This window comes from Paracoccus sp. 22332, from assembly GCF_052045125.1.
Classification (GTDB): Bacteria; Pseudomonadota; Alphaproteobacteria; order Rhodobacterales; family Rhodobacteraceae; genus Paracoccus; species Paracoccus haematequi_A.
Map to the genome: position 1 here is coordinate 197,948 of NZ_JBQEOI010000006.1, position 18,848 is coordinate 216,795.

Annotated in this window: 17 protein-coding genes and 1 riboswitch; of the genes, 9 read left to right on the plus strand and 8 right to left on the minus strand. The window is 67.9% G+C overall.

Annotated elements, in window-relative coordinates; genetic code table 11:
• Window positions 1–172: 172 nt before the first annotated feature.
• Window positions 173–1,423, plus strand: coding sequence for an AGE family epimerase/isomerase (locus ACTJI6_RS09680; RefSeq protein WP_440800170.1), 1,251 nt, complete (start codon window positions 173–175; stop codon window positions 1,421–1,423).
• Between the two features lie 70 nt (window positions 1,424–1,493).
• Window positions 1,494–2,912: an alkaline phosphatase D family protein gene (locus ACTJI6_RS09685; protein WP_440800172.1), complete on the plus strand. Its 1,419-nt coding sequence runs from the start codon at window positions 1,494–1,496 to the stop codon at window positions 2,910–2,912.
• Here ACTJI6_RS09685 and ACTJI6_RS09690 read toward each other — a convergent pair.
• Both ACTJI6_RS09690 and ACTJI6_RS09695 read right to left on the minus strand, forming a co-directional pair.
• The gene (locus ACTJI6_RS09690) at window positions 2,909–3,478 is read right to left on the minus strand and encodes a retropepsin-like aspartic protease family protein (protein WP_440800174.1); all 570 of its coding nucleotides are present in this window, start codon (window positions 3,476–3,478) and stop codon (window positions 2,909–2,911) included. The two genes, ACTJI6_RS09685 and ACTJI6_RS09690, sit on opposite strands and share 4 nt — an antisense overlap.
• Entirely contained in the window at window positions 3,478–4,095 is a 618-nt protein-coding gene (locus ACTJI6_RS09695) for a MarC family protein (RefSeq protein WP_440800176.1), read from the minus strand. Before ACTJI6_RS09695 ends, ACTJI6_RS09690 begins: the two co-directional genes overlap by 1 nt.
• Window positions 4,096–4,299: 204 nt before the next feature.
• On the opposite strand from ACTJI6_RS09695, the gene ACTJI6_RS09700 reads away from it, so the two are divergent.
• From ACTJI6_RS09700 to ACTJI6_RS09715, 4 genes are read left to right on the plus strand one after another with little or no spacing between them, the layout of a single operon-like run.
• Complete coding sequence (locus ACTJI6_RS09700) at window positions 4,300–4,563, plus strand: twin-arginine translocase TatA/TatE family subunit (protein ID WP_126155486.1); 264 nt, start codon at window positions 4,300–4,302, stop codon at window positions 4,561–4,563.
• 27 nt (window positions 4,564–4,590) lie between these two features.
• Entirely contained in the window at window positions 4,591–5,106 is a 516-nt protein-coding gene (gene tatB / locus ACTJI6_RS09705; protein WP_126155487.1) for a Sec-independent protein translocase protein TatB, read from the plus strand.
• A complete protein-coding gene (tatC, locus tag ACTJI6_RS09710; protein ID WP_126155488.1) occupies window positions 5,107–5,958 on the plus strand; it encodes a twin-arginine translocase subunit TatC in 852 nt (283 codons plus the stop codon).
• Entirely contained in the window at window positions 5,958–6,797 is an 840-nt protein-coding gene (locus ACTJI6_RS09715; RefSeq protein WP_440800179.1) for an ATP-binding protein, read from the plus strand. Before tatC ends, ACTJI6_RS09715 begins: the two co-directional genes overlap by 1 nt.
• 101 nt (window positions 6,798–6,898) lie before the next feature.
• Here ACTJI6_RS09715 and ACTJI6_RS09720 read toward each other — a convergent pair whose 3' ends face one another.
• Genes ACTJI6_RS09720 through ACTJI6_RS09735 form a run of 4 tightly spaced genes read right to left on the minus strand, consistent with a single transcriptional unit; the run spans window position 6,899 to window position 10,916 of the window.
• Window positions 6,899–8,563: a thiamine pyrophosphate-dependent enzyme gene (locus ACTJI6_RS09720; protein WP_440800181.1), complete on the minus strand. Its 1,665-nt coding sequence runs from the start codon at window positions 8,561–8,563 to the stop codon at window positions 6,899–6,901.
• Between the two features lie 24 nt (window positions 8,564–8,587).
• Window positions 8,588–9,943, minus strand: coding sequence for a sensor histidine kinase (locus tag ACTJI6_RS09725; protein ID WP_440800183.1), 1,356 nt, complete (start codon window positions 9,941–9,943; stop codon window positions 8,588–8,590).
• Entirely contained in the window at window positions 9,943–10,605 is a 663-nt protein-coding gene (locus ACTJI6_RS09730; protein ID WP_440800185.1) for a response regulator transcription factor, read from the minus strand. The genes ACTJI6_RS09725 and ACTJI6_RS09730 overlap by 1 nt, the downstream gene beginning before the upstream one ends.
• Window positions 10,605–10,916, minus strand: coding sequence for a PepSY domain-containing protein (locus ACTJI6_RS09735; protein ID WP_440800187.1), 312 nt, complete (start codon window positions 10,914–10,916; stop codon window positions 10,605–10,607). Before ACTJI6_RS09735 ends, ACTJI6_RS09730 begins: the two co-directional genes overlap by 1 nt.
• Before the next feature lie 144 nt (window positions 10,917–11,060).
• Here ACTJI6_RS09735 and ACTJI6_RS09740 point away from each other — a divergent pair, with 144 nt between their 5' ends.
• From ACTJI6_RS09740 to ACTJI6_RS09750, 3 genes are all read left to right on the plus strand, one after another.
• Complete coding sequence (locus ACTJI6_RS09740) at window positions 11,061–11,723, plus strand: calcium-binding protein (protein WP_440800189.1); 663 nt, start codon at window positions 11,061–11,063, stop codon at window positions 11,721–11,723.
• A gap of 137 nt (window positions 11,724–11,860) precedes the next feature.
• A complete protein-coding gene (locus ACTJI6_RS09745; RefSeq protein ID WP_440800191.1) occupies window positions 11,861–14,812 on the plus strand; it encodes a PAS domain-containing protein in 2,952 nt (983 codons plus the stop codon).
• A 43-nt stretch (window positions 14,813–14,855) separates the two neighbouring features.
• Window positions 14,856–14,987, plus strand: a riboswitch (FMN riboswitch).
• A gap of 76 nt (window positions 14,988–15,063) precedes the next feature.
• The gene (locus ACTJI6_RS09750) at window positions 15,064–15,537 is read left to right on the plus strand and encodes a 6,7-dimethyl-8-ribityllumazine synthase (RefSeq protein WP_126155496.1); all 474 of its coding nucleotides are present in this window, start codon (window positions 15,064–15,066) and stop codon (window positions 15,535–15,537) included.
• 37 nt (window positions 15,538–15,574) lie between these two features.
• Here ACTJI6_RS09750 and glmS read toward each other — a convergent pair whose 3' ends face one another.
• Together glmS and glmU are read right to left on the minus strand one after the other, a co-directional pair.
• Entirely contained in the window at window positions 15,575–17,392 is a 1,818-nt protein-coding gene (gene glmS / locus ACTJI6_RS09755; protein ID WP_440800193.1) for a glutamine--fructose-6-phosphate transaminase (isomerizing), read from the minus strand.
• Window positions 17,392–18,735: a bifunctional UDP-N-acetylglucosamine diphosphorylase/glucosamine-1-phosphate N-acetyltransferase GlmU gene (gene glmU, locus ACTJI6_RS09760; RefSeq protein WP_440800195.1), complete on the minus strand. Its 1,344-nt coding sequence runs from the start codon at window positions 18,733–18,735 to the stop codon at window positions 17,392–17,394. Before glmU ends, glmS begins: the two co-directional genes overlap by 1 nt.
• Window positions 18,736–18,848 lie beyond the last annotated feature (113 nt).

Below are 18,848 nucleotides of genomic sequence, written 5' to 3' on the forward strand. Positions count from 1 at the left end.
TGCGGTTCCGACATCACGACATTGCTGTCGCCAGAGGGGCCCGGTTCCGCTGGGGAAACAGGTGGCGCAGCCCGGCGCGGATTGCAAGGGGCCGACCACGAAATTCCTTGCAAGTCGCTGTCGCAACTGAAAACTTTTGCGCAGATATGCGCCGGTGCAAGGGGGATCAAAGGTGGAACAGGCGTGGCTTGGCAGGGATCGTCGACCCTGGCTGCACGATTCGGCGCACCGGGCCTATCTGGCCGACGACGCGCGCCGGTCGCTGGATTTCTTCGACGCAAGCGCCGGGCCGAAGGGCGGGCTGGTCCCGCTGGACAACGCGGGCCGCCCCCTGCCGGGGGGCCTCCAGGAACTGCATGCGACGACGCGGCTGGTCCATTCCTATGGCTTGGGCCAACTGGCGGGACGGCCCGACCGGGCGGGCATCGTCGACCGGGGGATGGCGGCGCTGTGGCGCGGGCATCGCGACGGCCGTCACGGCGGCTATGTCTGGGCGCTGTCGGAGGGGGCAGTGGCGGAGGGGGCGGTGGCGGACGGCACCAAGCTGGCTTACGGCCATGTCTTCGTGCTGCTGGCGGCCTCGACCGCCAAGCTGGCGGGCCATCCCGATGCCGACCGGCTGCTGGACGACATCGCGCAGGTGCTGGAGGATCGCTTCTGGGACGCCGATGCGGGGCTGTTCCGCGACGAATTCACCCGCGACTGGCAGCCGTTTTCCACCTATCGCGGCATGAACGCCAACATGCACGGGGTCGAGGCGCTGCTGGCCGCGCATGAGGCGACGGGCGACAGCGAATACCTGCGCCGCGCGGGCGGCATCCTGAAGTTCTTCATCGCGGGCCAGGCGGCGGCGCATGGCTGGCGCATCCCGGAACATTACGATGCCGACTGGCGCCCCGATCCGGGGTATGAGGGCAATCCGATGTTCCGCCCGGCGGGCACCACCCCAGGCCATTCGTTCGAGATGGCGCGTCTGCTTCTGCAATATTGGGATCTGGCGGGGCGGCCCGACCCGGACGCGCCCCGGCAGGCCCGGCTGCTGGTCGAAACGGCGCTGTCCGACGCCTGGATGGGACAGGGCGGGCTGGCCTATACGCTGGGCGCGGATGGCACGGTGGCGCGCCCCGACCGATACTGGTGGCCCGTGACCGAGGCGATCGGCGCGCTTGCCGCCCTGATCAAGCTGGACCCATGCCCCGAGGACGAGGACTGGTATCGCCGGTTATGGCGCTTTGCGGACGACGCCCTGATCGACCACGACCGGGGCGGCTGGTTCCCCGAATCGGGCGGACCCGTTGCCGCGGGGCAGTTCCAGGGCAAGCCCGATATCTATCACGCCTTGCAGGCCGATCTGTTCCCGCTGGCGCCCGGCCTGTCGCGCCTTTCCGCCGCCTTGGCGCAAACCGTGCCGCTGAAAGCCTGATCCGGGGTGCATTTCCGACACAAGCGCCTATCTAAGACCTCGAACGTACAGGCAGGGACAACACGAACCGATGGTTCAGAATGACGGTTTCGCGGGTCCGATCCTGCATTTCCGGGGCTGCGATGGCGATGGCATGCGCCTGGCGGCGATTTCGGTCCGGCCCGAGGCGGCGCCTCCGCCGGGCGCGCTGACCACCTTGGCCGGGGCGGTCGCGCCGTTGCTGCTGGCGCAGGTGGCGGGGCTGTCGGTCTGGCGGCACGATTTCGTCCTGGCTGCGGGCGAGGCCGGATACAGCCTGGACGGGCGCGATCATCCGGTGGAGACCTGTCTGGACGCCGACATCCGCATCGCCTTCGTGTCCTGCAACGGAGAGGAGAACGGCGATCTGGACCGCGACGGGTCCGAGCGCAACCGGATGTGGGCGCGGCTGGCCCAGGATCACGCCCGCGCGCCCTTCGCCCTGCTGCTGCAAGGCGGCGACCAGATCTATGCGGACGAGGCGACCCACGGCCACCCCCTGTCCGAGGGCTGGCCCGACCGGGTTCCCGACCACCCCGCCCCTGCGGATCTGAAGGATCTGACCCGTCACCTCGAGGCGAAATTCGTCCAGCGTTACCTGATGGTGCTGGCGGCGGAAGGATGCGCCGGCCTGTTCGCCAGCCTGCCCTCTCTGTCGGTCTGGGACGATCACGACATTTGCGACGGGTGGGGGTCGCTGCCCGAAAGCCGCACGGCCTCGGCGGTGGGGCAGGCGCTGTTTTCGGTGGCGCGGCGCATGTATCTGCTGTTCCAGCACGGCGCGACGGATGCTGACGTGCCGGCGCTGTTCATGGACCCCACCGGCAGCAATCTGGGCTGGCGGCGCGACCTGCCGGGGGTGACGCTGTTCGCCCCGGACCTGCGGTCGGAACGCCACCGCCGCCGGGTGATGGGCGATGCGGGCTGGGCGGCGGTCGAATCGCTGCGGCCCTCGGGCGATCACGTCTTCATGGTGTCCAGCGTCCCGCTGTTGGGGCCGCGCCTGTCGCTGCTGGAATCGCTGATGATGGTGATCCCCCGGATGCAGCATTACGAGGACGACCTGCGCGACCAATGGCAAAGCCACGCCCATCGCGACGAATGGCGGCGGATGCTGGGCCAGATCCTGCGGATGCGGCAGGCGGCCCCGGTCACGGTCCTGTCAGGCGAAATCCACCTGGCCACGCGGGCCGAGATGGGACCGGAGGACACGAAGATCCACCAGCTTGTCGCCTCCGGCATCTCGCATCGCGCCCCGCCCGGTGCCTATGCCCGCGCGCTTGGGCTGTTCGCGGGGCTTGGCGATGCGCCCTTGCGGGGGCATCCCATCGCGATCCGACCCCTGCCGGGCCAGAAGCACCGCTATGTCGCCGAACGCAATTTTCTGACGCTGGATCGCCGGGACGGGCGATGGCAGGCGGTCTGGCATCTTGAGAACAGCGGCCTGACGCCGCCGCTGGCGCTGGACTAGCGTTCCAGGACCAGCAGGTCGCCCTCGAAGCTGACGCGGGCGAAGGTGCGCAGATAGGACATGCCCAGCAGCGATCCGTCCAGATCGGCGCCGATCACCCAGGCGCGGACATTGCGGTCCACAATGTCGCCGATGGCGATTTCCTTGATGGTGACCGGGGCGGTCTGGACCCTTCCGTTCGCGGTCATCGCCGTGCCGACATAGGCCAGCCCGTCGGGATCCAGCCCCACGCGCCGCGCATCCGCCGGGCCAAGCGCGATGGATGACGCGCCGGTATCGACCATGAAGCGCACCTCCTGTCCGTTGACAAGGGCGGTCAGGTGGAAATGGCCGTCGCGGCCCACCGGGATCTCGATCCGGCCCCCTTCCAGCACCTGCTGGCGCGGGGCGTTGCCGTCCAGATACCAGTTCGCGGCCAGCGTCGCGCCCGCGAAGATCACCGCCCACAGCATGATCTGGCGCAGCACCTGCCCGCCGCGTCCCGCCAGTTCGAAGATCATCGCGCCGCCGATCACCAGCAGAAGCAGGCCATAATAGACAAGCTGCATGGTGTCGTCCCCGGTCATCAGAACAACCCCGATCCCTTCAGCCCGTCGATCACGAACTGCACCGACAGCGCCGCCAGCAGCATCCCCAGCAGGCGCGTCACCACCATCACCCCGGTGCGCCCCAAGGCATGGGCCAGCGGCGTGGCGATCACGAACAGCGCCATGGCGATGGCCAGCACCGACAGCATCACCGCATTCACCATGACCATGTGTCCGATGCCGGGCGATTCCCCCATCAGCAGGATCATCGAGGCCAGCGCTCCCGGACCCGCCAGCAGCGGCATCGCCAGCGGAAAGACCGACGGGTCGTGATGCAGCGGATCGGCCTCTCCCTGGTTCTCGCGCCGTTCGGTCCGGCGTTCGAACAGCATGTCCAGCGCGGTCAGGAACAGCAGCAGCCCCCCGGCGATGCGGAAGGCGGAAATCGAGATGCCGATGGCCCCCAGGATCGATTCGCCCGCGAAGCCGAAGATCATCATCAGGACGGCGGCGATGGCCAGGGCGCGAAAGCCGATGCGGCGGCGCTGCGCGGCGCCCATGCCGGGCGTCAGGGCGATGAACACCGGCGCCAGACCGATCGGGTCGATCACCACGAACAGCGTGACGAAGGCGGTGACATACAGCGACAGGTCCATTCCGTCTTATGGCCCGCACGCCCGGCCCTGCCAAGCCGGGCGGCCGGGGGCAGGGCTTTCAAAATACCGTCAGTTTGTCGCAGATTAATGACGAGCGCCCCGAATCATGGCAGTTGGGGTTTCGCTGCGGAGGCTAAGACCCTATATTCCGCAGATTGGTTTTATCCCAGGTCACTGGCCTGACCCTGGAACTGGAGAACTGCAATGCACGCACCGTCCCCCATGGCACTGCTCGTCATCGCCATCGTGGTCCTGGTCCTGTTCGGCCGCGGAAAGGTATCCTCGCTGATGGGCGAATTCGGCAAGGGCATCACCGCCTTCAAGAAGGGCATCAACGACGGCAACGCCGAAACGAACGCCGAACGCAACGCCGCCCTGGACAAGCCCGTCCAGCCCACCACCCCCGTCCAGCCCGTGCCCGGCGCCGAGGCGCGCGACGTCACCCCGCAAAACGAACCCCGCGTCTGATCCCGCGACCGGGACAGGGGTTCCAGAATGCTTGATGTCGGGTGGAGCGAACTGCTGCTGATCGGTGTCGTCGCGCTGATCGTCATCGGTCCCGAGGATTTGCCGAAGCTGTTTCACACGCTGGGCCGGATCACGGCGCGGGCGCGGTCCATGGCGCGCGAATTCACAAGCGCGATGGAGGATGCCGCCAAGGGCAGCGGCATCAATGACGTGACCAAGGATATCAGGGACTTGAAGAACCTGACCTCGAAAAAATCGCTGGGCCTTGACGCCCTGGACCGCGCCGCGACCCGGTTCGAGCAATGGGATCCCAAGGCCAGCCTGGACAAATCGACCCGCGCCACGCCCGACCCGGCGGCGCCCGCCGCGCCGGTCGACACGCCACCTGCCGATACACGCCCCATGGACGCGCCGCCGGTGCCTGCCGCCTTGCAGGCCGCGAACGAACCCGCCGCCGCCCCGATCCCGGCCCCGATGGCTGCGGCGAACGACAGCCCGCGCCGCATTGCCGGTGTCCGCCGTTCGGACATGAAGGACCATTAAGTGTCATCGCAAAACCTCGATGAGCTGGATGACAGCTCGGCCCCGCTGATCGAGCATCTCAAGGAACTGCGCACCCGCCTGGTCTGGTCGGCCCTGGCCTTCGTGGTGGCGATGATCCTGTGCTATCTGGTCTGGAATCCGATCTACAACTTCCTGACCCGGCCGATCTGCGCCGCGCTGGAAGATCGCGGCCAGGAATGCGGGCTGATCCTGCTGAAATTGCAGGAAGGCTTTACCGTCGCCATCCGCATCTCGTTCTTCGGCGGCTTCATCCTGGCCTTTCCGGTGATCGGCTATCAGTTGTGGCGCTTCATCGCGCCCGGCCTGTATCGCAGCGAAAAGCGGGCCTTCCTGCCGTTCCTGGTAGCCTCGCCGGTGATGTTCGGCTTGGGGGCGGCCTTCGCCTATTACGTCATCCTGCCGATGGTGTTCTCGTTCTTCCTGGGCTTCCAGCAGGGGCCGCTGGCGCTGCCCGATGATCCCGCGGGGGCGGCGGCCGGGAACAGCCACCTGGCCGGGATCGTCTTCCAGGGGTCGGTCAGCGAATACCTGAACCTGACGACGCGCTTCATCCTGGCCTTCGGGCTGTCCTTCCAGTTGCCCGTGGCCCTGGCGCTGATGGGCCGGGCCGGGCTGGTCTCGGCCGAGACGCTGGCCAGCACGCGCCGTTACGCGGTGATCATCATCCTGACCCTGGCGGCCTGCCTGACGCCGCCGGATGTGGGCAGCCAGCTTGTGCTGTTCTCGGTCATCTACGGGCTTTACGAGATTTCGATCCAGATCGTCCGGCGCATCGAAAAGACGCGCGAAAAGGAACTGCGCGCCCAAGGATTGTGGGACGAGGACGCCTGATGCCCGACGATCTGCGCCGAATCGCCGAGGCGTTGGAGCGCCTTGCCCCGCCGCCCATTCCCGCGCCCAGCTTTGCCGAGGCGGATGCCTACGTCTGGAATCCCGATCCCGACCGGCTGGAACCCGTGGCCACCGTGGCCCGCGTCGATCTGGTGCAGCTGATCGGCATCGACCGGGCCAAGCAGATCCTGCTGGACAACACGCTGCAATTCGCGCGCGGCTTCGGCGCGAACAACGCCCTGCTGTGGGGCGCGCGGGGGATGGGCAAGTCATCGCTGGTCAAGGCCGTCCATGCCGAGGCCGTCGCCCAGGGCCTGCCCCTGGTGCTGGTGGAAATCGCCCGCGACGACCTGGGATCGGTGGGACGGCTGCTGGCGATCCTGGGTCAGGCCAGGGACAAGCGGTTCCTGCTGTTTTCGGACGACCTGTCCTTCAGCCATGACGACACGCAGTACAAGTCGCTGAAGGCGGTTCTGGACGGCGGCATCAGCGGGCGTCCCGCGAACGTGATCCTGTACGCGACCTCGAACCGCCGCCACCTGATGCCCCGCGACATGATCGACAACGAACGCGCCACGGCCATCCATCCCGGCGAGGCGGTCGAGGAAAAGGTTTCCCTGTCGGACCGCTTCGGGCTGTGGCTGGGCTTCCATCCCTGTTCGCAGGACGAATACCTGGCGATGGTCCGGGCCTATTGCGACGCTTATGGCTTGGTCATCGACGCCGACAGCCTGCGGGCCGAGGCGATCGAATGGCAGGCGACGCGCGGCGGACGGTCGGGCCGGGTGGCCTGGCAGTTCTTCACCGATCTGGCAGGGCGTCACGGGGTGGCTGTCTAGGGTTTGATCCGCAGGGCTGGCTGGGCCATCGCCCTCGCCCCGCCATGCCCAGCCGGTCCAGGGCCGCTGGGCGCCCCGGCCGGAAACCGGCAGCGCCGACCCTATTCTTCCTGCTTCGCCAAGGCCGCTTCCCGCATCTGGGTCAGGGTTTGGCGCGGGGTCAGCGCCTCGGGCGAGATGTCCAGATCCAGCAGCGCGCCGGTTTTCGATGCCATTGCCTGCGCGAAGGCGGCCGCGAAATCGCCGGTTGCGGTCACCCGCTCGGCATGGAAGCCATAGGCTTTCGCCAGCATCACGAAGTCGGGGTTCTGCATGGTCGTGCCTGACACGCGCGCGGGATAGGTCCGTTCCTGATGCGCGCGGATGGTGCCGTAGATGCCGTTGTTCAGAACCAGCACGATGGGCTGCGCGCCCGCCTGCGCGGCCGTCGCCAGTTCCGCGCAGGACATCTGGAAATCGCCGTCGCCCGCGAAGCAGACCACTGTCCGCGCGGGATGGGCGATCTTCGCGGCGATGGCGGCGGGCAGGCCATAGCCCATCGCGCCGGATTGCGGCGCCAGCAACCGCGTCCTGGGACCGAAGGCGAAGAACTTGTTGGGCCAGACCGCGAAGTTTCCCGCGCCGTTGGTCAGGATCGCGTCCTCGGGCAGGGTCTGGCGCAGGTGGTCCATGACCGCGACCATGTCCACCGGCGACGGCTGCGCGGGCGCCTGCATCGAGGCCAAATAACCCGACCGCGCGGCCTTGCGCCAGTCGGCCCACGGTCCCGTGACGGGCCGCAGCGCATGGGCCAGCGCGTTCGGCCCCGCCTGGATGCCCAGGCGCGGCTGATAGATCTTGCCGATCTCGGCATCCGAGGCATGGGCGTGGATCAGCACCTGTTCCGGCTGCGGCACCCGCAGCAGGGTATAGGCGTCGGTCGTCATTTCCCCGAAGCGCACGTTGATGGCCAGCAGCACGTCGCATTCGGCGATCAGGCGGCGGACATGGGGCGGCATCCCCACGCCCGCCTCGCCCGCGTAAACCGGCGAGGTGTTGTCGAAGCAGTCCTGGAACCGGAAGGCGGCCAGGACGGGGATGTCGGACGCCTCGGCAAAGCGTTGCAGGGCGGTCTTGCCCTCGGCCGTCCAGGTGCAGCCTCCGGTCAGGATCAGCGGGCGCCTGGCCTGGGCCAGCAGGGCAAGGGTCTGGTCCAGGGCGGCGGGCAGGGGGGCCGGTTCGGCGATCCGGGACGGGCCGGTCAGGGGCTGCGCGTCGGTGGTCGCGGTCAGCATGTCCTCGGGCAGGGCGATCACGACGGGGCCGGGGCGGCCGGTCGTCGCGGTTTTCCAGGCGCGGGCCAGGATTTCCGGGATGCGGCCCGCGCGGTCGATCTGGACCGCCCATTTGGCCATGCTGCCGAAGACGGCGGGATAGTCGATTTCCTGGAACGCCTCGCGCCCGGTCATGCAGGTCGCCACCTGGCCCACCAGCACCAGCATCGGCGCGCTGTCCTGCATCGCGGTGTGGATGCCGATGGCGGCGTTGGTGACGCCCGGCCCGCGCGTCACCATGCAGATGCCGGGCTGCCCGGTCAGCTTGCCCCAGGCTGCGGCCATGAACGCGGCGCCGCCTTCGTGGCGGCACAGCACGAAGTCCAGCCGCCCCTGCGTGTCGTGCAGCGCGTCCAGCACCGCCAGATAGCTTTCGCCCGGTATGCCGAAGGCCTTGGTCGCGCCAAGCGCCATCAGGCAATCCACTAGCAATGCGCCGCCGTTCCGTGTCATGTCTCCCCCCGTGTTCGGGCCAGCTTACCGGCGGGGCGGTGCGGCTTCCAGCGTCAGTTCGACGCACAGGCCGGGGCGGGTATTGGTCAGCGACAACTGTCCCCCGGCGGCGTCGGCGATGTCGCGCACGATAGCCAGGCCGATGCCCTGGCCCTCGCTGGTCTCGTCCAGCCGCATTCCGCGTTGCGGCAGAAGGGACAGCGCGTCCTCGGGCACGCCCGGCCCGTCGTCGCAGATCGAGATGGCGACGCCGCCGTTCTTCCGGGCCACGACCGCCTCGACCCGGCTGTCCGCGTGCTGCATGGCGTTTTCCAGCAGCGCGCCAAGCGCCTCGGTCAGGTCGTCGGGGTCGATGCGGGCGCGCGGGGTGGGGTCGGCAACGCGGGTCCGCCAGTCGATCCCGGCGCCCCTGGGGGTGCGTTTCAGCACCTTGACCAACCGGGCCAGGACGGCGGCCGGATCAGCCTCGGCCGCGTGGCGGTCGGACTGGATGCGGGCGCGGGCCAGTTCGCGGTCGACCAGCCGCCGCATCGCGGTGACGACGGTTTCGATGCTGCCCGCGATTTCCGGCTCTCCTCGGCGGCGCAGGGTGCCGGCATCGCCCAGCAGTGCCTGGAGGGGGGTCTTGAAGCCATGCGCCAGATCGCCCGCCCGGTGCCGCGCGCGCAGCAGTTCGGCGTCGCGCGCGTCCAGCAGGGCGTCCAACTGTCGCGACAGGGGCAGCATCTCGTCCGGCAGGTCGGTGCCGATGCGCGACCGCTGCCCCTGGCTCAGGGCCCGCACACGGTCCGCGACCTCGGCCAGGGGGGCCAGGCCGATGCGGATTTGCAGCCAGGATCCGGCCATCAGCAGCAGGGACAGGAAGGCGAGATAGGGCATCAGGTCGCCCAGGAAACCCCGCCGCGCCGCCGTCAGCACCGCCCTGTCCGAAGCGACGATGATGCGCATCGTCAGGGGCCGGGGGCCGCGCCCGACCAGCAGGCTTTGTTCCACCGCCAGCAGCCGTTCGCCCTGCGGGCCGGGCAGATCCAGCACGTCGCTGCGTCCCGGCGCGGGGGCGGGGCGGTCCATCGGCAGGGTATAGTCCCACAGCGACCGCGACCGCTGCACCTGATCCGCCAGGGCGACCTGCCAGTACTGGCCCGAGAATGGCTGTTGATACAGCCGGTCCGTCGACGGCGCAGTCAGGCGCGGCACACTTTCTGCGTCGTATTCCACGATCCCCGCCAGTGTCAGGGCGCGCGCTTCCAGGTCGTTCACCGCCACCCGTTCCACATGGCGTTCGAACAGCAGGGCCAGCCCCAACGCCGCGCCCCCCAGGGTCGCCACGATGGCGCAGGCGCCGACGACCAGCAGCCGCAGCCGCAGCGACCGCCGCATCAGCCCGCGGCACCCAGGTCATAGCCGAAACCGCGCCGGGTATGGATCACCCCCGGCCCGATCTTGCGGCGCAGCCGGGCGATCACGGCCTCCAATGCGTTGGCGTCGCGCGAGTCGTCGTCGCCATACAGGTGTTCCAGCAGTTCCGAGGGCGGCACGGTGCGGTCGCGGTGCAGCGTCAGATAGGACAGCAGCCGGTATTCCAGCGGGGTGACAGCCACCGGCACGCCCGCCACAGCGACCGACATGCGATTCAGATCCACCGACACGTCGCCCACCTGCTGGACCGAGGCCGCCCGCCCCCCCGACCGCCGCACCAGGGCGCGGGCGCGGGCGATCAGCTCCTCCATCCGAAAGGGCTTGGGCAGGTAATCGTCGGCGCCCGCGTCGATGCCCTCGACCCGTTCGGTCCAGGCGCCGCGCGCGGTCAGGATCAGGACCGGGCTTTCGCAGCCCTCGGCGCGCCAGCGTTTCAGCACAGTCAACCCATCCAGGCGCGGCAGGCCCAGATCCAGGACGATCAGGTCATAGTTCTCGGTCCCGCCGCGGAACCAGGCGGTTTCGCCGTCCTCGACATGCTCGACCCGGAACCCTGCGGATTCAAGCGCGCGGGCCAGGTCGGCGGCGATACGACGGTCATCCTCGACCACAAGGGCGCGCATCAGTCGTCGTATTCCTCCTCGATCTTCAGGATCTCGCCGGTGGCGGCGTCGATGTCGACCTCGATCAGAAGGCCCTCCGGGGTGATCAGTTCGACCTCATAGACACGGATTCCGTCTTCATATTCAAGCTCGACCTCGACCACGGTGCCGGGATGTTCGCTGTCCAGCTGCCGCAGGATCTGCGCCAGCGGCAGGATCTCGCCGCGTTCGACGGCGGTCTGGGCGGCTTCGAAATCGGGCAAGGGATTCTGCTGCCCGCCAGCGGCGGCGGGGATGGTCACGGACAGGGCAAGGGCGAGCAGGTGTCTCATGCCGCCGATCGTAGCCGAGCGGGCCTGACAAAACCCTGACATTCGCGGTCAGGGGCCTGTCAGCACGCATAAGTTAATCCTGATTCTCATCACCGGGCCGCACCCGTCGGGCGCGCGGCCCCCTGGAAGAAAAGGAACAGGCATATGGCACGCAAGACGGGCACCAACGCGGCGGACATCATCAACGGCACCTCTCTGTCGGACTGGCTGGCGGGGCTGCGCGGCAACGACGTCATCAATGGCCATCGCGGCAATGACGACATCTTCGGCGGCGACGGCCACGACCGGCTGTATGGCGGCGACGGCAATGACGACATCGAGGGCGGCCGCGGCAACGACCGCCTGTGGGGCCAGGCCGGCCATGACGAACTGGACGGCGGCGACGGCAACGACTCGCTGTCTGGCGGCGCGGGCCGCGACGAACTGGACGGCGGGCGCGGCAACGACCGCCTGCAAGGCGGAGCCGACAACGACGACCTGGAGGGCGGCAGCGGCAACGACCTTCTGTGGGGCGACGCGGGGAACGACCGGCTTGAAGGCGGCACGGGCAACGATATCCTGAACGGTGGCGCGGGCGCCGATGTGTTCGAATTCGAACGCGGCGACGGGCGCGACCGTATCGTCGATTTCCAGAACGGCCTGGACCGGATCGAGCTGGACGATTTCAGCCGTGCCCAGGTCAGCCAGGTGATCGCCACGGCCCGCCAGCAGGGCACCGATCTGGTGCTGACGCTGGACCGCAACACCACGATCACTATCGACGACATGCAGCGCAGCCAGTTGGATCTGAGCGATTTCACCTTCTGATTGCTGTCTGCGGGGCGGCCCGGCCCGGCCGCCCCGATTTATTTTGGTTCACCGTCCGTCCTGTCGGGTCGTCGCCGCTTGCAGCCTGCGCGATCCGTGCCTAATTTCCGGCCTCACATCTGGATTTGCGGTGCGCGATGACGACGACAGACCTGCCCCTTCCGTCCTGGCCTGTCGGCGGCGGCCTTTGCGGAGAGCTGGTGCGCCGGTTCGACTGGTCGCGCACGTCCCTGGGACCGATCCAGGACTGGCCCGCCAATCTGCGGATCAAGGTCAACTCTCTGGTCAACTCTCCGATCCCCCAGGTTCTGATGTGGGGGCCGGATCATGTGATGATCTATAACGACAGCTATATCGAGATCGCGGGCAATTATCATCCGCGCGCCTTGGGCGGCACGGTGCCCGACATCTGGCCGGAAATCTGGGACTTCAACCGCGCCGTTCTGGAACGGGGAATGCGGGGCGAGGTGCAGGCCTTCCGCGAGCAGCCGATGGTGCTGAACCGCAACGGCCAGCCCGAGGACGTGATCTTCGACCTGTTCTATACCCCCATCTACGGCGAATCCGGCGTGGGCGTGGACGGCGTCCTGTGCACCGTGCTGGACATCACCGGAACCGTGCGCGCCCGCGATGCGCTGGCCGAAAGCCGGGCCGAGCTTTACCACCTGTCCGACGCGCTGCCGATCCTGGTGGCCTTCCTGGACAAATCGCTGGTCTTCCGCTTTGCCAACCAGTGCTATCTGGAAGTGTTCGGCGTCACCCATGAGCAGGTGATCGGCAAGCGGATCGAGGATATCCTGGGCGCGGGGCAGGCCGCCCAGACCCAGGACATGCTGGACCGCGCCCTGCTGGGCGAGACGGTGAATGTCGATGCGGTCGTGCATCTTCCCGGCGACCGGCCCCGCCACCTGGAAATGCGCTGCCTGCCGCGGAGGTCGCGGGACGACCGGATCGACGGCGTCTACATGATCCTGATCGACATCGAGGATCGCAAGCTGACCGAAAACCGGCTGCGCGACAGCAACAACCGCTTCCACGCGGCGGTCGAGGCGATCCACAGCGTCTTGTGGACCAACTCTCCCGATGGTCGGATGGAGGGGGAACAGCGCGGCTGGGCGGCGCTGACCGGCCAGGATTTCGATGCCTATCAGGGCTATGGCTGGGCCGATGCGGTCCATCCCGACGACCGCGCGCCCACGATCCAGGAATGGCGGCAGGCGCTTGCGGCGCAATCGACCTTTGAATGGGAACACCGGCTGCGCTGCGCGGACGGCGAATACCGCATCTTCAGGATCCGCGCGGTGCCGACGCGCGACGATGCGGGCCGGATCAGCGAATGGGTGGGCGTTCATACCGACATCACCGAACAGCGCCTGACCGAGGCGCAGTTGCAGGCCCAGGCCGAGGATCTGCAACGCCAGATCGCCCATCGCGAGCGGGCCGAGGATCAGTTGCGCCGCCTGAACGAGACGCTGGAGGCCCGCGTCGCGGACGAGATCGAACAGCACCGCAAGACGGAACAGGCGCTGCATCGGTCGCAGAAGATGGAATCCATGGGGCAGCTGACCGGCGGCGTGGCCCATGATTTCAACAATCTCTTGCAGGTGATCGCGGGCAGTCTTCAGATGCTGGCAAAAGATTGCGACGGCAATGCCAGGGCCAGCCAGCGGGTCGAAAACGCGCTGTCGGCCGTCGCGCGCGGCGCCAAGCTGGCCAGCCAGCTTCTGGCCTTCGGGCGCCGTCAGCCGCTGGAGCCTCGGGTGATCCAGCCCGCCCGTCTTGTGACCGAGATGGACGACCTGCTGCGCCGGTCGCTGGGCGAGGCGGTCGAGGTCCAGGTGATCGTGCCGCAGGGGTTGTGGAACATCTGCGTGGACCGCGCGCAACTGGAAAGCGCGCTTCTGAACCTGGCGATCAATGCCCGCGATGCGATGGACGGCCCCGGCCAGTTGACCATCGAAATGGCGAACAAGCGGCTGGACGAGATCTATGCCCTGGCTGCGGGCGATGTCTCGGCCGGGGATTACGTGATGCTGGCCGTGACCGACACCGGCTGCGGCATGACCCCCGAGGTGCTGGAGCGGATCTTCGATCCCTTCTATTCCACCAAGCCGGAAGGGCGGGGGACGGGCCTGGGCATGTCCATGGTCTATGGCTTCGTCAAGCAATCGGGGGGGCATGTGTCCGTCTACAGCGAACCGAACGAAGGAACGACCGTGCGCATCTATCTGCCGCGATCGGACAGCGACGAGGATACCGACGCCCCGCTGTTCGACGGCCCCATCGTCGGCGGCACGGAAACCATCCTGGTGGTCGAGGATGACGAGGCCGTGCGCGCCACCGTGGTCGATCTGCTGGAATCGCTGGGATACGAGGTGCTGACGGCGCGGGATGCGCAGGCGGGTCTGGCGGTCGTGGAAAGCGGGCTGCATATCGACGTGCTGTTCACCGACGTGGTGATGCCCGGCGGGCTGTCCAGCCGCGACATGGCGCGGCGCGCGCAGCAGATCCTGCCGGGGCTGGGGGTGCTGTTCACCTCAGGCTATACGGAAAACTCGATCGTCCATGGCGGCAGGCTGGATCCGGGGGTCGAACTGCTGTCGAAACCCTATCCGCGCGAGACCCTGGCGCGGCGCCTGCGCCATGTCATCGCCAACGCCCGGCAGGCCCGCCAGGCGGCTGATGCCGAACGGGCGTCCGAACCGCGCAGGGACGCGGATCCGGCGGGCGACCGCCCCGTCTCGATCCTGCTGGTCGAGGATAACGCCCTGATCCGCGCCGACACCGCCATCATGCTGGAGGAGATGGGCTATACCGTCACCCAGGCGGGCAAGGCCGCGCCCGCGCTGTCCAGCCTGGAGGGCCAGGCCTTCGATCTGCTGCTGACCGACCTGGGCCTGCCCGACATGAACGGCAACGACCTGGCGCAGCGGGCGGTGGACATCCGGCCCGGCCTGGCGGTGGTCTATGCCACCGGCGACAGCACCCTGCCTGCGGCCTGCCCGCCGCAGACCGTGCTGCTGTGCAAGCCCTATGGCGAGGACGACCTGCGCGCCGCGGTCCGGCAGGCCCTGTCCCAGGTCGGGTGAACGCCAAGCCTCTTGGCGGACGGGTCGGGGCGTGTTATTCAAAATCCGTTCTCAGGGCGGGGTGCAATTCCCCACCGGCGGTGACAGCCCGCGAGCGCCCCTTGGCAACAGGGGGGTCAGCAGATCCGGTGAAACTCCGGGGCCGACAGTATAGTCTGGATGAAAGAGAACCGTGGCCGCGTTCGCCCCTTGGCACGGTCATGGCTCGATGTCCTGGGACCATACGCAAGCTAACGTAAGGTTCCTGAAAGATGACCCACAAGACCCCCCGTATCGCCTTCATCAAGGCCCGCTGGCATTCCGATGTCGTGGATCGCGCCTATGACGGTTTCCTCGCCGAACAGCAGCGCCTGATTCCCGGCGCCGAGGTTGTGGCCTATGACGTGCCGGGCGCGTTCGAGATGCCGCTGCTGGCCAAGAAGCTGGCCCAGACCGGCACATACGACGCCGTGGTCGCTGCCGCCCTGGTGGTCGATGGTGGCATCTATCGCCACGATTTTGTCGCCGCTGCCGTGGTCAACGGCCTGATGACCGCAGGGCTGGAAACCGGTGTGCCCTGCTTTTCTGTCTCGCTGACGCCGCATAACTATCAGGAAACCGAACTGCTGACGGGCTTTTACCGCGATCATTTCGTTAAAAAGGGTGCCGAGGCGGCCAATGCCGTCCATCAGGTGCTTGAACTGGACGCCCGCATCGCTGCCGAAGGCCGCGCCGAAGTGGCATGAGGACAGGGCGCGCGGGACCGGCCCGCGCGCCTTCCGGTCATTCCACCGTGACCGATTTCGCCAGGTTGCGGGGCTGGTCCACGTCCGTCCCCTTGGCGACCGCCGTGTGATAGGCCAGATACTGCATCGGGATCGCATAGAGGATCGGCTGGAAAACCCCGCCGCCCGAGGGCATCCGCAGGCTTGCCTGAACCCCGTGGCTGGCCGAGGCAAGGCCCGCCTCGTCCGAGACCAGCAGGATCGGGCCGTGGCGGGCCATCACTTCCTGCATGTTCGAGACGGTCTTTTCGAACAGCGCGTCATGCGGGGCCAGCACGATCACCGGCACGTCGCGGTCGATCAGCGCGATCGGCCCATGCTTCAACTCGCCCGATGCGTAACCTTCCGCGTGGATGTAGCTGAGCTCCTTGAGCTTCAGCGCGCCCTCCAAGGCCACCGGATACAGCGCGCCGCGTCCCAGAAACAGCACGTCGCGGGCCTGGGACAGCCATTCCGACAGCGCCCGGCAGTCGTCCGACAGGTTCAGCACCTGCTGCATCAGCGCGGGAATGCTGCGCAAATCGGCCAGGTGACGGCCAAGCGCCGCGTCGTCGATGCGGCCCCGGTCGTGGGCGGCCTTCAGGGCCAGGATCGCCAGCACCGTCAACTGGCAGGTGAAGGCCTTCGAGGACGCCACGCTGACCTCGATCCCTGCAAGGGTGGGCAGGGCGACATCCGAGTCCCGCGCGATGGCCGAGGTGCCGACATTGACCAGCCCGACGGTGCGGGCGACGTGATCCTTGGCATAGTGCAGCGCGGCCAGCGTATCGGCCGTCTCGCCCGACTGGCTGACGGCGATGAACCAGCTTCCGGGCGACAGGGGAGGTTCGCGATAGCGGAACTCGGACGCCACGTCGATGTCGCAGGGCAGGCCCGCCAATTGTTCGAACCAGTATTTCGCGACATGGCCCGCCAGATGCGCGGTGCCGCAGCCGACCAGGTTGATGCGGTCGACATCGCGGAAATCCAGCCCGTCGGGCAGCACGATCCGGTCACCCTTGACGTAATGGTTCAGCACGTCGCCGATTACCACCGGCTGTTCGGCGATCTCTTTGGCCATGAAGTGGCGATAGCCCCCCTTATCGATGGCGGTCGCGCCGGTGTCGATGCGGGCCTCGGGCCGGTGGGTCTGGTTGCCCTCGGCATCGAAGACCTGCACCCCGGCGCGGGTCAGGATCGCGTGGTCGCCGTCTTCCAGATAGGTGATCCGGTCGGTGAAGGGCGCCAGCGCCACGGCGTCCGATCCCAGGAACATCTCTCCGTCGCCATGGCCGATGGCCAGCGGGCTGCCCTTGCGCGCGGCGACCATCAGGTCGCCCTCGCCGTCGAACAGGAAGGCCAGCGCGAAGGCGCCGCGCAGCCGGGCCAGCGTCTTGCGCGCGGCCTCGACCGGGGGCAGGCCCTGGTCCATGTAATGCGCGGTCAGCAGGGCCACGGTTTCGGTGTCGGTCTGCGACTGCGGCTGGATGCCCAGGGCCGACAGTTCCTCGCGCAGGTCGCGGAAATTCTCGATGATGCCGTTATGGACCACCGCCACCGGGCCGGACTGGTGCGGATGGGCGTTCACCTCGGTCGCGGCGCCGTGGGTGGCCCAGCGGGTATGGCCGATGCCGATATGGCCGGGCAGGGGATCGTGGACCAGCCGGTCGGACAGGTTCACCAGCTTGCCCACTGCGCGCCGCCGATCCAGCCGCCCGGACGCATCGACCGTCGCCACCCCCGCGCTGTCATAGCCGCGATATTCCAGCCGCCGCAGCGCATCGACCAGTTGTGGGGAAACCTCGTGCGATCCGAGGATGCCGATAATGCCGCACATCAGCGGGACTCCTTTTTCGCGCGCAGGGCTTCCATCAGGCGTGTGGCAAGGCCGGGCTTGTTCTCTTGCCGGGCCCGGCCCAGGGCCAGGGCGCCGGCGGGCACGTCGGCGGTGATGACGGACCCCGATCCGGTCATGGCGTCGTCGCCCACGCGGACCGGCGCGACCAGCATCGTGTCGCTGCCGATGAAGGCGCGCGCGCCGATGTCGGTGCGGTGCTTCATCACCCCGTCATAATTGCAGGTGACGGTGCCCGCGCCGATATTCGTGCGCTCGCCCACATGGGCGTCGCCCAGATAGGTCAGGTGGCCGACCTTGACGCCCTCGTCCAGCACGCTGTTCTTGATTTCCACGAAGTTGCCGACATGCACGTCGCCGCCCAGTTCCGCGCCGGGGCGCAGGCGGGCGAACGGCCCGACCGTCGCGCCGGACGAGATATGGCAGCCTTCCAGATGGCAGAAGGGCAGGATCTCGGCCCCCGATTCGACCGTGACGCCGGGGCCGAAAACGACGTTCTGGCCGATCACCGTGTCGCGGCCGATCACCGTGTCCAGGGCGAACCAGACCGTCGCCGGATCGCACAGCGTCACACCGTTTTCCAGCGCCTGACGGCGGGCGCGGTCCTGGAAGGCGGCTTCGGCGCCGGCCAGTTCCGCGCGGGTGTTGATGCCCAGCGTTTCGGATTCGTCGCAGGTGACGACATCGGTGCTGCGGCCTTCCGCGCGGGCAAGCGCCACCAGGTCGGTCAGATAGTATTCGCCGGAGGCGTTCTCGTTCGTCAGCCGCACGATCAACTGGCGCAGCAGCGACGCCTCAAGCGCCATGACGCCGGAATTGCACAGGGCGATATCGCGCGTCGCGGCGTCGGCGTCCTTGTATTCGACGATCCGTTCCAGCCCGCGGCCCGAGACGATCAGCCTGCCATAGCGGCCCGGATCCTCGGCTTCGAATCCCAGCACAACCAGGTCCGAGGGGTGCGAGGCAAGGGCGGCCAGCGTATCCTCTCCGATAAAGGGGGTGTCGCCGTAAAGGACGATCACCTTGCCCTCGAAGCCCTCCAGTTCCGGCAGGGCCTGGCGGACGGCATGGCCCGTGCCCAGCTGTTCGGCTTGCAGCACGATCCGGGCGTCGGGGTCGATCTTGCCCACGGCCTTGGTCACCTGATCGGCGCCATGGCCCGCGACCACGATCACCTGTTCGGGTTCCAGCGTCCGCGCCACCGCCAGGGCATGGCCCACCAGCGGCGCGCCGCCCAGCCGGTGCAGCACCTTGGGAAGGTCCGACTGCATCCGGCTGCCCTGACCGGCCGCCAGGATCACGATCGCCACCGGATTGTCCGCCATGCTGCCCCTCATTCGCTGTTCAAATTCCTTGCCGGGCGTTCTAATCGGGGCCGGGCGCGGGCGAAAGCCCCCGGCGTTCACCTTTGGTGTCGGATCGTTGCGGAAAGGGACAG

Excerpts from the sequence above, each read along its gene's own strand:
- ACTJI6_RS09685 (WP_440800172.1), top strand. The coding sequence starts at position 1,494 with ATGGTTCAGAATGACGGTTTCGCGGGTCCGATCCTGCATTTCCGGGGC.
- ACTJI6_RS09690 (WP_440800174.1), bottom strand. The coding sequence starts at position 3,478 with ATGACCGGGGACGACACCATGCAGCTTGTCTATTATGGCCTGCTTCTG.
- ACTJI6_RS09695 (WP_440800176.1), bottom strand. The coding sequence starts at position 4,095 with ATGGACCTGTCGCTGTATGTCACCGCCTTCGTCACGCTGTTCGTGGTG.
- ACTJI6_RS09700 (WP_126155486.1), top strand. The coding sequence starts at position 4,300 with ATGCACGCACCGTCCCCCATGGCACTGCTCGTCATCGCCATCGTGGTC.
- tatB (WP_126155487.1), top strand. The coding sequence starts at position 4,591 with ATGCTTGATGTCGGGTGGAGCGAACTGCTGCTGATCGGTGTCGTCGCG.
- ACTJI6_RS09715 (WP_440800179.1), top strand. The coding sequence starts at position 5,958 with ATGCCCGACGATCTGCGCCGAATCGCCGAGGCGTTGGAGCGCCTTGCC.
- ACTJI6_RS09720 (WP_440800181.1), bottom strand. The coding sequence starts at position 8,563 with ATGACACGGAACGGCGGCGCATTGCTAGTGGATTGCCTGATGGCGCTT.
- ACTJI6_RS09725 (WP_440800183.1), bottom strand. The coding sequence starts at position 9,943 with ATGCGGCGGTCGCTGCGGCTGCGGCTGCTGGTCGTCGGCGCCTGCGCC.
- ACTJI6_RS09730 (WP_440800185.1), bottom strand. The coding sequence starts at position 10,605 with ATGCGCGCCCTTGTGGTCGAGGATGACCGTCGTATCGCCGCCGACCTG.
- ACTJI6_RS09735 (WP_440800187.1), bottom strand. The coding sequence starts at position 10,916 with ATGAGACACCTGCTCGCCCTTGCCCTGTCCGTGACCATCCCCGCCGCC.
- ACTJI6_RS09740 (WP_440800189.1), top strand. The coding sequence starts at position 11,061 with ATGGCACGCAAGACGGGCACCAACGCGGCGGACATCATCAACGGCACC.
- ACTJI6_RS09745 (WP_440800191.1), top strand. The coding sequence starts at position 11,861 with ATGACGACGACAGACCTGCCCCTTCCGTCCTGGCCTGTCGGCGGCGGC.
- ACTJI6_RS09750 (WP_126155496.1), top strand. The coding sequence starts at position 15,064 with ATGACCCACAAGACCCCCCGTATCGCCTTCATCAAGGCCCGCTGGCAT.
- glmS (WP_440800193.1), bottom strand. The coding sequence starts at position 17,392 with ATGTGCGGCATTATCGGCATCCTCGGATCGCACGAGGTTTCCCCACAA.
- glmU (WP_440800195.1), bottom strand. The coding sequence starts at position 18,735 with ATGGCGGACAATCCGGTGGCGATCGTGATCCTGGCGGCCGGTCAGGGC.